15 protein-coding genes and 6 pseudogenes are annotated in these 13,781 nt (G+C 42.1%); 13 read left to right on the top strand and 8 right to left on the bottom strand.

The window, feature by feature from the left end:
- The 6 genes and pseudogenes from J7R13_RS07930 to J7R13_RS07905 form a co-directional block, all read left to right on the top strand.
- A pseudogene (locus J7R13_RS07930) lies at nt 1-530 on the top strand (phage portal protein); the annotation flags it as partial.
- Nucleotides 520-1,602, top strand: a complete 1,083-nt coding sequence (locus tag J7R13_RS07925) for a S49 family peptidase (protein ID WP_208438205.1) — start codon at nt 520-522, stop codon at nt 1,600-1,602. The pseudogene J7R13_RS07930 and the gene J7R13_RS07925, both read left to right, overlap by 11 nt.
- On the top strand, nt 1,599-1,865 hold the full coding sequence (locus tag J7R13_RS07920; protein ID WP_208438204.1) for a hypothetical protein: 267 nt from the start codon (nt 1,599-1,601) through the stop codon (nt 1,863-1,865). Before J7R13_RS07925 ends, J7R13_RS07920 begins: the two co-directional genes overlap by 4 nt.
- Nucleotides 1,862-2,230 (top strand): head decoration protein, encoded by a 369-nt coding sequence (locus J7R13_RS07915; RefSeq protein ID WP_208438203.1) that lies wholly within the window; start codon nt 1,862-1,864, stop codon nt 2,228-2,230. Before J7R13_RS07920 ends, J7R13_RS07915 begins: the two co-directional genes overlap by 4 nt.
- 12 nt (nt 2,231-2,242) lie before the next feature.
- Nucleotides 2,243-3,319 (top strand): major capsid protein, encoded by a 1,077-nt coding sequence (locus J7R13_RS07910; RefSeq protein WP_208438202.1) that lies wholly within the window; start codon nt 2,243-2,245, stop codon nt 3,317-3,319.
- 1 nt (nt 3,320) lies between these two features.
- Nucleotides 3,321-3,677 carry a head-tail joining protein gene (locus J7R13_RS07905; RefSeq protein ID WP_208438201.1) on the top strand — a complete coding sequence of 119 codons (357 nt, stop codon included), beginning with the start codon at nt 3,321-3,323 and terminating at the stop codon, nt 3,675-3,677.
- 27 nt (nt 3,678-3,704) lie between these two features.
- On the opposite strand, the gene J7R13_RS07900 is transcribed toward J7R13_RS07905, so the two are convergent.
- On the bottom strand, nt 3,705-4,787 hold the full coding sequence (locus J7R13_RS07900; RefSeq protein ID WP_208438200.1) for a hypothetical protein: 1,083 nt from the start codon (nt 4,785-4,787) through the stop codon (nt 3,705-3,707).
- 384 nt (nt 4,788-5,171) lie between these two features.
- On the opposite strand from J7R13_RS07900, the pseudogene J7R13_RS07895 reads away from it, so the two are divergent.
- Together J7R13_RS07895 and J7R13_RS07890 are read left to right on the top strand one after the other, a co-directional pair.
- Nucleotides 5,172-5,914: pseudogene (locus tag J7R13_RS07895) on the top strand (antA/AntB antirepressor family protein).
- Nucleotides 5,911-6,189 (top strand): hypothetical protein, encoded by a 279-nt coding sequence (locus tag J7R13_RS07890; protein WP_208438199.1) that lies wholly within the window; start codon nt 5,911-5,913, stop codon nt 6,187-6,189. The pseudogene J7R13_RS07895 and the gene J7R13_RS07890 overlap by 4 nt, the downstream one beginning before the upstream one ends.
- Before the next feature lie 117 nt (nt 6,190-6,306).
- Here the strand turns inward: J7R13_RS07890 and J7R13_RS07885 are convergent, their stop codons facing one another.
- Genes J7R13_RS07885 through J7R13_RS07875 form a run of 3 tightly spaced genes read right to left on the bottom strand, consistent with a single transcriptional unit; the run spans nt 6,307 to nt 7,201 of the window.
- The gene (locus tag J7R13_RS07885; protein WP_208438198.1) at nt 6,307-6,579 is read right to left on the bottom strand and encodes a CopG family antitoxin; all 273 of its coding nucleotides are present in this window, start codon (nt 6,577-6,579) and stop codon (nt 6,307-6,309) included.
- Between the two features lie 42 nt (nt 6,580-6,621).
- Nucleotides 6,622-6,939 (bottom strand): type II toxin-antitoxin system HicB family antitoxin, encoded by a 318-nt coding sequence (locus J7R13_RS07880; protein ID WP_007554230.1) that lies wholly within the window; start codon nt 6,937-6,939, stop codon nt 6,622-6,624.
- Entirely contained in the window at nt 6,929-7,201 is a 273-nt protein-coding gene (locus tag J7R13_RS07875; protein WP_126603711.1) for a toxin HicA, read from the bottom strand. Before J7R13_RS07875 ends, J7R13_RS07880 begins: the two co-directional genes overlap by 11 nt.
- A gap of 48 nt (nt 7,202-7,249) precedes the next feature.
- On the opposite strand from J7R13_RS07875, the gene J7R13_RS07870 reads away from it, so the two are divergent.
- The 5 genes and pseudogenes from J7R13_RS07870 to J7R13_RS07850 all read left to right on the top strand — a co-directional run.
- Nucleotides 7,250-7,798 (top strand): hypothetical protein, encoded by a 549-nt coding sequence (locus tag J7R13_RS07870; RefSeq protein ID WP_208438197.1) that lies wholly within the window; start codon nt 7,250-7,252, stop codon nt 7,796-7,798.
- Entirely contained in the window at nt 7,779-8,468 is a 690-nt protein-coding gene (locus J7R13_RS07865) for a phage baseplate assembly protein V (RefSeq protein ID WP_208438196.1), read from the top strand. The genes J7R13_RS07870 and J7R13_RS07865 overlap by 20 nt, the downstream gene beginning before the upstream one ends.
- Nucleotides 8,465-8,806 carry a GPW/gp25 family protein gene (locus J7R13_RS07860; protein WP_004856773.1) on the top strand — a complete coding sequence of 114 codons (342 nt, stop codon included), beginning with the start codon at nt 8,465-8,467 and terminating at the stop codon, nt 8,804-8,806. The genes J7R13_RS07865 and J7R13_RS07860 overlap by 4 nt, the downstream gene beginning before the upstream one ends.
- A complete protein-coding gene (locus tag J7R13_RS07855; RefSeq protein WP_208438195.1) occupies nt 8,803-9,630 on the top strand; it encodes a baseplate J/gp47 family protein in 828 nt (275 codons plus the stop codon). Before J7R13_RS07860 ends, J7R13_RS07855 begins: the two co-directional genes overlap by 4 nt.
- A pseudogene (locus tag J7R13_RS07850) lies at nt 9,630-10,592 on the top strand (phage tail protein); the annotation flags it as partial. The gene J7R13_RS07855 and the pseudogene J7R13_RS07850, both read left to right, overlap by 1 nt.
- Here J7R13_RS07850 and J7R13_RS07845 read toward each other — a convergent pair.
- The 4 genes and pseudogenes from J7R13_RS07845 to J7R13_RS07830 all read right to left on the bottom strand — a co-directional run.
- Nucleotides 10,580-10,807, bottom strand: a pseudogene (locus J7R13_RS07845) (hypothetical protein); the annotation flags it as partial. The pseudogenes J7R13_RS07850 and J7R13_RS07845 sit on opposite strands and share 13 nt — an antisense overlap.
- Before the next feature lie 177 nt (nt 10,808-10,984).
- Entirely contained in the window at nt 10,985-11,389 is a 405-nt protein-coding gene (locus tag J7R13_RS07840) for a hypothetical protein (protein WP_208438193.1), read from the bottom strand.
- Nucleotides 11,386-13,437, bottom strand: a pseudogene (locus J7R13_RS07835) (hemagglutinin repeat-containing protein); the annotation flags it as partial. The gene J7R13_RS07840 and the pseudogene J7R13_RS07835, both read right to left, overlap by 4 nt.
- Before the next feature lie 131 nt (nt 13,438-13,568).
- Nucleotides 13,569-13,781 (bottom strand): annotated as a pseudogene (locus J7R13_RS07830) (hypothetical protein); the annotation flags it as partial.

Below are 13,781 nucleotides of genomic sequence, written 5' to 3'. Positions count from 1 at the left end.
TCAATATGCCTTATGCCGTTGTGACTGGAGACGTTACGCGGGGGAATTTTTCCAATGTGCGTACCTCTATCATTCAGTTTAGACGGCACGTCAAACAATGGCGCGAACATATCATTGCTTTTCAGTTTAATCGCATTGTTTGGGAGCGCTTTGTTGAAATGGCAGTGCTTTCTGGATGCGTCAATTTGCCAGAGTGGGAAGAAAATCCCTTGCCATGGCTTCAATGTGAAAGCTTTGCACCCCCGCTTGAAATGATTGATCCTAACAAGGATATCTCGGCGGAAAAAGAAGAAATTCGTGCAGGCTTGAAAACACGACGCATGGCACTTGCCGAGCGCGGCTTTGATATCGACAGCATTCATGCCGAAATGCAAGAAGAACACACAGATGCTCGTGCGCGCGGCTTATCTTTTGACACGGATATGGCGGTGCCCTCTGGTAGCAATCAAGTAATTGATCCCGCAGATTCAGAACTTTCTGACACTTATGAAAGCAACCAAGGCAGTGAGGCACATACAAATGGTGAATAATCTTGATATGCCGTTTTTGGCATCACGGCTTTTTGGTGTTCCTCATATGCTTGCATCGACAAAACTTGATATCATTTTGAATGCTCTTGCGCCACGTCTTTTTGAGGGAGAAAAGTTTCCCATCGGGGCGTTTGGACAAGGGGATACAGCGTCTTTCAGACCCCCTGAAACTTATGTAGTGCAAAACAATATTGCTATCCTACCGGTTCATGGCACGCTTGTGCGCCGCGGTGCATGGCTTGGGGCGTTATCGGGGTTAACTTCTTATGAAGGTTTAAGGGCTTCTTTTCGTGAAACCATTGCACAACCTGATGTTCGCGCTGTTTTACTTGATATTGACAGCGGCGGTGGAGAAGCCGGCGGTGTCTTTGATTTGGTTGAAGAGTTTCAAACACTCTCAAAACAATACAATAAACCCATTTGGGCACATGCCAATGAGTTTGCCTGTTCAGCGGCTTATGCCATTGCCTGCTCTGCTTCTCAAATATGGATTGCTCGCACGGGTGTTGTGGGCTCGATTGGGGTTGTTTGCGCTCATCTTGACCAATCCCGTGCGGATGAAAAACACGGACATAAATGGACCTTTGTCTTTGAAGGTGATCACAAAGTTCATGGCAACCCTCACGAACCCTTGAACGATACAGCACAGATAAAAATGCAAGCCGATTGCGCCCTGCTCTACGAGATGTTTGTTGATTTGGTGGCGCAAAACAGACGCTTAAATGCTGACGCAATTCGTGACACGAAGGCAGAAACTTTTATAGGCAGCCAAGCTCTCAAACTTGGATTAGCAGATGCGCAGGGGACCCTTGCGCAAGCTTTGGAAGCCTTAACGGATTCCATATCACAAAACCCAACATCAACAACAAAAGAAGGACAAAACACATGGCACGCACACAATACCGCGCTGAAGAAGAGGATGACGAAAAGATTGTCGACATCATCAATGACGAGGAAGAGGACGAAGACGATAGTGACATCGACAAAAACGCCGAAGACTTCGACGATGAAGAAGAAAACGAAGATGAGGATGAAGACAATGAGGACAATGAAAACAAGCGCGAAGATATGAAAGCCGTGCTTGAAAAAGAAAGAAAGCGCGCAAAAGCACTAACAACTCTTGAAAAGCAAGCAAAGCACTTAGGCGTTTCTTTTGACGCAGCAAAAGCTATTCAAAACGGTATGAGTCTCGAAAAAGCACGCCAATGTGTGTTGACGGCTGCTAGCTCTCAAAGCGCGTCTTTAAAACTCTCGCCTTATACCCCTCATAGTGATGGGACGAGCAAGGCAAAGATTCATACAAAATGGGAAGCAGCTTGGAGGGCAGTGAAATGACAAATATTATTTATGACGACGTACGCAATGGCGCTTATCTTGGACCATACGACCCCGATATGTCAAACGAAGAAGTGGTATTCGCATCAGGAGCATTCATTGAAGCGGGAACTGTCATGGGAAAGATAACCGCATCAGAAAAATATATCCCCCTTAATCCAGCAGCATTAGATGGCAGTCAAACACCGGCAGGGATTTCTTTTGCCACTATTGATGCAACAGAAGCAGATCAACGCGCTGTGATTACAGCACGCTTATGCACTGTAAAAGCTTCTGAACTGCTATGGCCAGATGCCATCACAGATGAGCAAAAGAACGCGGCCATTCAGTCTTTCGAAGACAAAAACAACATTCTATTGCGATAGGAGAATGCACACATGGATATGAATTTTTTTAAGCATGATGCTTTCTCTGCCGTTACCATGATGAAAGCCATTGAAAACTATGAGTTTCAACCTGGTCTTGTAAGCTCTCTTAATCTTTTTGAGGAAGTTGAAACCAGTACCACAGTGGTTGGCATTGAACGGCGTGATAATACATTTTCGCTTATTCAAACCAGTGAACGCGGGGCACCTTTGGCAGAAGGCGACAGAGAGGGGCGTAATCTTCGGTTTTTTAAAACAACACGTATTGCCAAAAGTGATACAGTGAAATCAGAAGAAATCCAGAACCGGCGTGAATTTGGCACAGAAGATCAGTTAGAGACGGCAATGAAATATATTGCCAGAAAACAAAAGAAACTGATTTCTGAAATCGAATTGACATGGGAAAACATGCAGCTTGGCGCTGTTCAAGGCGTTGTCCTTGATGCTGATGGTTCGGTGATTGTCGATTGGTACAAGGAATGGGAAATTACACCACCAAAGCCCATTGATTTTAAACTGAATACAGAAACAACCAATGTTGCTGACAATGTTGATCGGGTCATTATGAGGATGATTGAAGTTTCAAAAGGAGCGTTTTCTGATCGTTCACGGATTATTGGGCTTTGTGGAAATGAATTCTTTTCCAAATTGAAAAATCACAAAACAATCCGTGAAACCTATTTAAACACAGCCTTAGCACAAACACTCAATAGCGCCGGAGGTGTTGCAACACCAAGCGCAATTGGTTCTGGAAGTTTTGGCAGTTTTGACTTTGCAGGTGTCACTTTCATTAATTACCGGAGTATTCATAACTATCATGTGAGTGCGAAGGCTGGAACAAAACGCGCCATAGGCATTAAGCCTGATGAATGTCAATTCTTCCCTGTTGATGCGCCTGGTGTATTCCAAAAAACCTTTGCTCCTGGTGAAAGCTTGGATTTTGCTAACACCGTTGGAAGACCTCTCTACACCATGCTGATCGTCGACCACGACCGTAATGCATGGGTAAAACCGGAGGTCTATAGCTATCCGCTTTACATTTGCACACGCCCAGAAATGCTGTTTAAAGCAGTGATTGGAGCGAAATAACATGCGATGGCACGGGCTGCTAAACCAAATGGTTAAAGATGTGCGCAACACTTTTGGGCAGCCCATCATCTACACGCGAAAGGACAATCAGCAATCTTTTCGTATCACAGCGATTTACACCATTAAGCATTCAGAATCGGACGCCGGTGGTAGAATCCCTACTACAATTGCAAGAAAGGAACTTGATCTTTGTATCAATGACATTGGAGGATTACCACCAAAACCGGAAGATAGTGTTGTAATCATTTCCCCTGAAGACAGCAAGGCTCCCTCTTCTCAAGAGCATTTCATTGTGATAGATGTACAAGCTTCAGAATCCGGTATGTATAAGCTTATCTTGCGAGAGCAAAAACAATGACGCATCTTTGTTTAGTGTATTTAAAAATCAATAAGGCTGCCCAAGAGCTCGGATTACTGCTGTAAATCTTGGACTTGAAAAGGCAGTGAATTGGTAATTCCATGGTACACCGGTACGGCGACTGACTTGGCATCCTTTGTATGTTATCGCTACTGATGCAATTCGTGTCCAAGTAGTCCTTTCATTCCTTTCAGGGCTTTCAAATACAATGGCTTGATCTGTAACCAAAAGACGTCCCAAAAGTGTGGTCTTTTTACTAATATCAAAGGAAACGCGTTCTTGAACTCCCAACAATTTTTCATTGCGTGCTAAACGATAATCATATTCACTTGCATCAAGTTCTTGAAACATTTCACACGCTGCCAAAAAATTAGAGGGAGGGATGTCTGATTGCAACATTGCAACTTGTTCTTCAAAAAGCTTTACTTTTTTATTTTCAAAATGGACAGCGATCCCCAAAAGTGAAACAATAACAATGGCTACTAATAACCATGGTGCAATACTTATTATTGCTACTATGCCCACAATCAATAGAGCACAAAGGAGAAAAATCTTGATCCCCTTTTCCAGTTGCTCTTTTTTAAGTGCTGGAGACGTTTTATTAACAACTAAGAAATCAGAAGAAGGATGTGCAGGAGGGAGCGACATTGAAACCTGTTCTGAAACTTTCTCTTCAAAACGTTTTTTGCGTTTATCTTGCCAATAAGCGAAAATGGATAACGCAAAAAAAACAAAGAAAATTAACCAAAACCATCCCCAAAAGCCCAGCTCATCATCTTTTTCTGGTTTGTTAACTTCAATGGAGGTAACTTGCTTATCGGTATTCTCAGCTGGTGCCTGAGTCACGCTTTCATCTTGAGTAGCAACATCTATTGACGCAGTTGAAAAGGAGGTAACAATTTCATTATTGTGTGTAATTTGATTTGGTTTGTCTTTGTGTACATAAGCACCTACTATCGCAGAGCCGATAAATAATAAAGCTCCAATACCAAGAGTTTTCAGTCCGTTTTTCCGCCATTTCTTTATACATACTAAAACGATTCCGAAAATCATCATTGGCAATGATAACAAGCACACGATCATTGCAATTATATCAAGGGTATCCAGCATTACCTCCCCCTCCGCTATAAATAAAAAAGTAAAGTGGAAATTTAAAGTGAGTCGACAAATAAAGTAAAGACGTACTTATATAAGTTAGAAAAATGTAATATTACTGCTTGACATTATGACAGTAGTATGAATAATCGAATCAGGTGCCTAAGAAACACCTTAAACACATAGCGGATAGATTGCCGAAACAATCTTTTCACCGCCAATTAAAAACTTTGACTCGTTGTATGCTACAAGCATATAATGATATTGTCGGGTGTGGTTATGCTATACAATACCCTTTTGGGAAAGGTGTAACGACGGGCTATGTGCCGTGTTTCTTAGCACCCGGCACTCTTTAATTGAGTGTCATTAAGAAACCTTTAAGCACATAGGAGCCAAATTATGGCACAGTATTTAATTGATATACATCAAACCACGATTAATGGTGATATCGTTCAAACAGTCAACGCACGTGAATTACATGCGTTTTTGAAAATAGGTAAAGATTTCTCCAATTGGATTACTGACCGTATCAAAAAATATAATTTATTAGAAAATCAAGACTTTGTTTGGTCGCCAAATTTGGCGAGCAAAGGCGGGGGTGGTCATAATCGTAAAGATTATCATCTGACTTTAAGTGTAGCAAAAGAGCTCTCTATGCTTGAGAACAATAAGAAAGGTAGAGAGGCTCGTTTATACTTTATCAAATGTGAACGGCTTTTGAAGCAAGTAGCAACACCGCAAATAGATTACTCAAGTCCTCAAGCAATGATTGGTTTTTTGACACATCTACAAAATCAAATCGAGCAGAAAGATCATGTTATCACAGAATTAACTCCGAAAGCAGAAGCTTTGGAAGGTTTAAAACGTTCTGATGGTTTGTTCGGTCTTATTGAAGCAGCAAAGATGCTTGAAGTACGACCAAAGGATTTAACAGATTACTTGCGTAAACATGATTGGGTGTATCGACGGGCTCCAGGGGCTCCTTTGTTACCTTATCAAGATAAGATCAGAAAGGATTCATGGATTGCCCTGCTATCACCATTCAAAGACCGGATGGAATAGATAAGGTGCTCCCTTCAACAAAAATTACACCAAAAGGATTGGCTTGTTTGAGAGAACAAATCTTTGGGGGTGTACAATGAATAGCAGTATCGATTTTTTATATGATTTGTGGATGGCTTTGTTTCAGTTTGTCAATTGTGAAGACATTGAAGACAAAGACTGTAGTGCACTGATTGAGATCATGGGTATGGTAGAAAAAGCTTTGATTTTAAAACTTCAAGAGGAATCGCCAAATGTGACAAAGATTCTGGCTGTTCTTACAGGTTTTGGAACTTCCAAACTACCGCATAGCATGGATTCTTTGTTGCGAGCTTATGAACCAGATTTGGAGCACCCCATTAAAAAGGTTGCTTAAGTAAAAATATACTCCTTTCCCATCTTCATAAGGTGGGAGGAGTCAATAATTCTTGTGTAATTTGGAGTGTATCTGTTTGCATACCGGAATATATAACCGATTACACCTGATTATCAATTAATTACGATGACTTTTTCGTAAATCTCGTTCGATAAGATGCCGGACATAGCGTGTGTAAGGGATAGCTTGATTTTTAGCTTTTTCCTTTAAAGCTTTCATAAGCGCTTGAAGCAAACGAATATTCATAGAGGCTTCTTTAGGTAAAAATTCAAAATGAACGGGTTTAAAACCTGTTAAGTCATAATCTGTAAGATCAGCAGTAGCAACAAAGTTTTCTGCTTCTTCATCCGTCTTAAAAACGGGTATTTGTTTTAATTTAGAGGTTTTCATAAAAATTAATTTTCTTTTAGTACGTATAGACTTTTAAAAGATTCAAAGTTTAGAAGAAATGTATCTGTTTAAACTCACACCATTTTCAGCGGCTTGTATTGCAAGTTTTCTATGGAGTTCTGGTGGGATTCTTAATTGAAACTTACCACTGTATTTACCATGTGACAAAGGCACAGGAACTTCTTCTCCGTTATGTTGCATGTCCTCAACAACTTCTGAAACAAGGTCCATAATACCTTTTAAAGCTTTTTCTGCTTGAACGTCTAACCATGAAAGGGATGGGAATTCTGCACACAAGCCGACATATTCCTCATCTTCTTGCGACCACAAAACACGATATGTATAATGATTATTGTTCATGTTTCATCCTTTCTATCGCTTGTAAGACCTGCTTGACCTGATAAGCTTTTGCTTTGTTACCAGAATCTTTTTGAATATTCACACGGGGATCACCAAGCCACGGGGTTTTAAAAACAAAGTGGCTTGTACCATTGTTCCGAGGTTCTCCAAAAAAATGTACACACACGGCCAACAAATCTGAAAACTTAATGTTCTTTGGTGATGCTTTCATCAAGCTGATTATTTTTTCAACTTTATTGCTCATAACCAATAATAGTATCATTATTAATCCTAGTCAATCTTTTATACACTTAATTGAACAGGAACACCTATGCATCCTAGAGAAACGATCAGGGAAAGCTTTGTTGCATTAATCAAAGCAGCAAAGACGGCTGCTGGTGACAATGTTTTCAATATGTGTGATTTCAACTTCTCCCCTGAGAACACGCCCGCAATTAATATCTCAACGCAAAGTGAAACGATTGAAGAGGGATATGATTATGGAGTAAGGCGGCGCGTTTTAATAGTGGATGTCGAATGTTATGCGACATGTGAAGATGGAGCGCGTTTTGTTGATCAACTAGCATGGGAAGTTGAGGAGGTTTTCTATGCTAATCCTAATCTTAACAACACCGTTGAGACATGCCGCCTACAAAATATTGCTTTTGCCTTTTGTGATAATGGTGCCCTAGCACTCCATGGTGCAATTTTAACCTTTGAAGTCACTTATGTGACAAATATCCCCAACATGGATGAAGAAGAAGGCAGTGTAACAGCAAGACTCGTTGAACCTTTCTTAAGCTTTGAACCAGAGACAGGCGTGAAAAAAAAAGATAAATACCATAAAATCGAGGTTACTCATGTTAGAGCGGCGCGATAAAGAAATCACCGACTTAAAGAGACGTGTGGCAAATATGGTTATGGTAGGCAAGATTAGCCATGTCGACTATAAAAATGCACGCTATCGGTTAAAAAGTGGAGATCTTGTTAGTGACTGGATTCCAGATACACAAGCCCGCGCCGGTAAAACGCGCTCTTATGAAGGGCGTGATATTGGAGAGCAAGTTGTTGTTATCTCGTCATCCGGAGATCTATCACAAGGGGTGATTGTTGGCTCCATTCATACAGATGCTAATCAAGCAGCCGATAAAGGCAACATTCATAAGACACTTTATCCTGATGGAACCAGCCTTGAATATGATGATGAACAAAACAGCTATGCACTCACTATCAAATCAGGCGGAAAGTTTATCCTCACGATTGCGGATGGCGTGTCACTAAAAGGTGATGGTGGTAAGCTAGAGCTTACAGCACCAGAAGGCATAAAAATTGTTTCAGAAAAAGATATAAGTCTAAACGCAGATGGCAACATTTCTTTGAAAGCCGGTGGTGGCGTTTCACTCAATTCGGGTGATGGTCTCTCTCTTCACTCCGGTGATGATGTTTCCATCCATTCAAGTGGATTAAAGCACAACGGCAGCAATGTAGGAGCAACACATGTTCACGGCGGTGTTACTCCTGGTGGCTCCATGACAGGAGGTCCCAATTGAACAGTGGAATGGACCGTACAACAGGAAAGCCATTGACCGGCATTGATCATTTGCGTCAATCAATCCTTGATATTTTGTCAACACGCATTGGCTCGCGTGTGATGCGGCGTGATTATGGTTCACGTGTTGCGGAACTCATTGATGCACCGGTTAACAATGCTTTTGCTGTTGCTCTTTATGCTGCTGTTGCTGAGGCGTTAGACAAGTGGGAACCGCGTTTTAAATTGAAAAAAATTGATTTTAAAATGGTTGATGCTGGACAAGTTTCTTTGTCCTTTGAAGGCATTTATTTGCCATCCGGCAAGCCCATTACCATGGAAGGATTATTGATAAAATGAATAGAGTGCTTGCAAAACCGGAAATCATCACAGAACTTTCTTTTGAGGAAATACGCGCTGCTGCTCTTGCCCATTTAAAAGAGCTTTTGCCTGAATATACCATTCTTGAAAGTGATCCGGCTGTAAAAGTCATTGAGGCTTTTAGCTATCGAGAGTTGCTTTTAAGACAACGTATTAACGAAGCGGCACGCAATAATATTCTTGATTTTGCAACTGGTGAATCTCTTGATGCTTTGGGAAACTGGCATGGTCTTGCCCGCATGGAGGGTGAAAGTGACGAGAGATATCGTGAACGCATAGAGCTTCATGCCCGTGGTGGCAAAGGTAGCGGGACAGAGCCCTATTACAAGCTTATAGCCTTAACAGCAGATAGTCGTGTTAAGGATGCGATTGTTTACCGTAAAGGCAAAGACCCAACCATCTATGTTGCTCTTTTTGGCAATAATGAAGAAGGAACGGCCTCTGAAGATCTCTTACAAACAGTCTCAGAAGCTCTTCACAAAAAAAATATCATCATGACCAATGATACAATCATTGTTCACACTGCTGTAAAAAAAGTGCTGGATTTAGAGACAGATGTTTGGCTGTTACCGGAAACATCGTTGAAAATTCTCACGACAATGGAAGCAAATTTAAGAGCAGCATGGAGACAAGAACAAGCCATTGGTCGTGAATTAAGCTTATCGTGGTGGATTTCGAAACTGATGATCCCTGGTGTCCAAAAAGTGATCGCCATTACACCAACACAAGACAGTAAGGTTTGTGATGAAGAAGTTTTATCGATTGGAAAAATCACCTTAAACTTCAAAGGGCGTGCGCGCTAATGGTTAGCTCCCTCCTCCCCACAAACGCAACGGAATTTGAAAAGCGCCTTGCCGATGCTTGCGATTTTCATCAAGATGTTGACGGTTCTGTTTTGGGGATTTCACGCGCAAAACTGATCACACGCCCTCCCCGCTTCTTACCATGGTTGATTGAAGAATATGGACTTGGGGAGCTTACACCTTATGTTCCAAATCTCTATGATTTGATTGATTCTGGTCTTCAATGGCAGCGCTTGCGCGGCTCCCTTGCGGCAATAGAGTTGGGGCTTGAATGGCTTCAGATTACAGCACGTTTTGTACCCGCGTGGACAGGGCGTGCATGGTGGAACTCTTTTCAACTCTACTTTGATCAGTTGCCTGAACGAACACAGCTTGAAGCCATTGAAGCAATTACCGACCTTTCCAAAAGTTTGCGCTCTGATTTTCGCCGTGGTGTCATGGGTTATGATGTGCAAGCTGTTGAATGCAATATGTCACGGCTTGATGACAGCATGTTGGAGTATGAGAGCGGTGTTCGCTTAACAGCTGGGGGTGCATTGTTTTCCTTTGGACGCACGACAGAGATAGAGTGCGTTCTCACAAGAGAAAAAGGCAGGCTTATTGGCAATTGGATAGATGATGGGGATGAGGAATTAAGCTGGGATCTTATTGATTACCCATGGGACATGGCAAATTTTCCGTGGTGTTCGGTCAAAAAACATGAACGCGATATACTCATGGCAGAATGGTTTAGCAACCGCACGCTTTATCTCGTGTTAAGAGACACCCAAAATACCGTGATTGGCATTAGAAGATGCAATGTTGTAGCGCCTGTCGAACAGGCTTTGGATGGTGTTTACAGCCATTGTGGCAAAAACTTCCAGCCCTCCCCGATGGGCACGGCGCTTTTTCTTGCTGCCCGTACAGATTTTCACGATGTTAACGATAAACAAGCAGCATTTATTTCCATTTTCATGCATTCATAAACTGAAGCAAATTCACTTGCATACGAATTCATATCACTAGAAGAAGCATAAACCGGTTTCCAGCCACATTTTAACAGTGATTGTTCAATGACAGCCCGATCTGTTCCAGGCTTTTCCCATAAAGCCAAAGTCGATGGGGGAGGATTGCCTAACTGACATCCAGCTGTACTTAACAGAGCCATGCAACTCAATAGTTTTAAGGTTTGTTTCATTTTTCCCCTCTTTCAATGGATTTATTTACAATAAGAAGGCTCGTAAGCCTGGTGATATTTTCTGTCACCACTGTTTAAAACAGTGGTGAACAATATTGAGATGGCAGATTGAGGAAACAATCCCCTCATTTCAAGCAAAAGCAAAGATGGAGGATTGTTGATCATCACAAGAAAGACTTAAGGTTTGCATTCAGGTGCATTTTTATATTTTTTACAAAAAGGGCTGTTTAAGCGCTTCTTGACACTGGGCCTCGGGATGACAGCGCCTGGACGACAAATGGGCAAGTTTTCAGCTTTATGATTTCCACACCAGCCTCCCCCCACATCATATTTATAGCGAAATCCCGCTTGGAGCATGCAAGCATCAATGGTTGCATTTGCATTATTACTGAGCTTTCTACTTTCTGGATCCTTATCATAAGGGGTTGGCATACCGCATTCTAACAAGGCTTTTCCTATCTCCGTAAAATCTGCTCCTGGCTTCTCCCATGCCCCTATAGAAGATATGGGAGTTTTATTAAACTGGCACCCAGCTATACTCAATAGAGTTATCGCACTTAATAATTTTAAGATTTGTTTCATTTTTTACTCCGTGATTTACTTAAAGGAACTTGTTCACGATGAGATGAGCCGTAAAGCATGTTGCACATACGCCCCGCATCTCCAAGACAGGTATGGGAACTTATGGGATTCATGGTTACTCTCCACCATTCTTTCCACATGTTACTACCAGCAGGGAGTGTCCCGTAGGTATAGCCATTACCACCAATAATTCTGCTTACAGGGTCATATCTATTCCCATCAAAGCCAATAGTAGTTTGTTTGCCATCACTCACATAACCTAACAGACCGGATGCAACTAAAAGATTAAAGGCTGGTCCATAGAAATTGATATTCGTGTTGTCGGCTATACCGTGCACACCTTCTTGTTTGAAAGAATACAGCATATTCCCCAATGTCATGGTACCGCGGCTATGGCCATAAAGTTCTAACCCTGTAATACCATGGCTATACACCAAATCTTTTGCTTCTTGTGTGGAATTGGTCAAACCCCAAAAATTATTTTCCATAAACTTCTGGTACCCTGCTACCAGAAGTTCTGAGATAGCAGAATCCGCTTGGGGGAAGATAACAATATAGAGCGGTTCATTTTTATCTTTCGCATGTTGAACCGCATAAACAGCTGCCTCTTCAGGCGGAGTAAAAATGCCATTGAAGGAGACATGAACCTTGCCATCAGTACCTTCTTGCAAATGTTCCTTTTCCTCAGCCGTTAAATAATGAAACTTAGGTATTTTTTGTCCACGAGCATCTCTTATAGGTACCCCATTCGCATCTATTTCATAGAGTATATTGCCCTTTTCATCACGGTCGACCACAGCGATAGGGTGTTCCTTGATAAACATAGTTTTATAGGACTCATCGCTGTATTTAAAACCTTCTTCCAAAAGTTGCGTTGCCATTTCACGGTTTTCATGAACGATTTGTTCCAGCTTGCCTACATCGAGCTGTTGTACACCCTTATGAGCTGTAGTGGTATCACGATTAAGGGAAGCTATGGCTTGCTCAACATCTTGACCTGTCAATGCCTTCTGCTCTGCTTCATTGGTAATGATGATGCTGCCATTGCTGATAGCGGATTTGGTGTATCCTTCCTCTGAATCTTTGGCTTTTGAATGATCTAAGACATTTTTGGCAATGTTTTTCCCGACACCATATTTGCCTTGGTACATGGGACCACCCGCAGAAATACTGAAACCTTGACTGCTGGCTTTAGCATCAGCACTGTTGATAATATCACTGGTGGTAATGCTTCCTGTGGTCAGGCTGTTTTTTTCTGCCGGTGCAGTGCTGGCAATGATGCCTCCGGTCAATGTTGTTTTATCTTTAACGTTGATCTTAAAGCCGCCATCACCAGCTTTGATGCCTGATTGTTCCACAACACTGTGATAATCACTAGAGGATTTATCCTTGTTAAAGGATATATTGGTTGTAGCTGCATCTTTCTTTTTTCCACCATTAAACCCAATGGAAAGAGAGTTTTGCTTGCTGGAACTTTGTCCCGTATCACTGCGGCTGATAACAGTAAAATCACCACCAATATCCATTTCTACACGGTTTCCAGAAACCACAGCGCCAGCCAGTGTGGTGTTTCCCCCACTTGTGCTATGAACAGTGCCGGTGCCAATAATATGGCTGTTCTTTTGTTGAACCTGTTCACTGGAACCCTTGCCTTTACCAAAAGAAGCATTCCCCATCCATCCTGGTCCACCGGTACCATAGCTATATCCAACATTCACCGAAGCACTTTGGGTATGGTTTTGTGTGCTTTGCGTGTTTTGTGCACTTTCAAAGGTGATGTCTTTCCCTGCTCCCAAGGTGATATTTCCACTCTGTTTATCATTGCTTTGCATCGGGTTTGTGCCAGCAATAATATCAGCTCCAACACCATGAATACTTCCATTGTGGGCATGCATGTTAACAGCGCGCCCTGCTTCTATGCTATCTGTTACCGCTACGGAGACTTGAGAAGAAGCTTCCGCTTTCTCAGTCTTAAAGCCCACGGTCACACTAGCAGAAACATCAACCATATTGGCAAGAGCATCCTTGGTAGAGCCCCCCATCCCTCCTAATGTGCTGAACCTTCGGCTGCCATGTTGTGGGGTTGATCGACCACCAGATTTAAACTGCCACCCGCGTGGATAAAGGAGGGCACCGCTTTGGCCCTCTTCATCATTCGTGCTTTTGTCTAACTCCCTCTTTAAGGATGGCTAGGACGCTTTGATGGTCGCTTTTGTAAAGCTTTTTTTGTTTGTTGACGTTTTCTTTCATTCTCAAAATGCGCTATCATGGCCCGTTCCTTCTTGCTCGTATTGCTGAGACCAAAAGTGTCATTATCCATAAATTGCTGATATCCAGCTATCATGAGATCGGTTAGGAACGAGTCACCTTTCGGAGGTTGTGTAAAATAAAT

Source organism: Bartonella taylorii 8TBB (assembly GCF_902825155.1).
GTDB classification, from domain to species: domain Bacteria; phylum Pseudomonadota; class Alphaproteobacteria; order Rhizobiales; family Rhizobiaceae; genus Bartonella; species Bartonella taylorii_A.
Note: the sequence above shows the minus strand (reverse complement) of the source record. Positions and strands in the feature narration are given on the sequence as shown.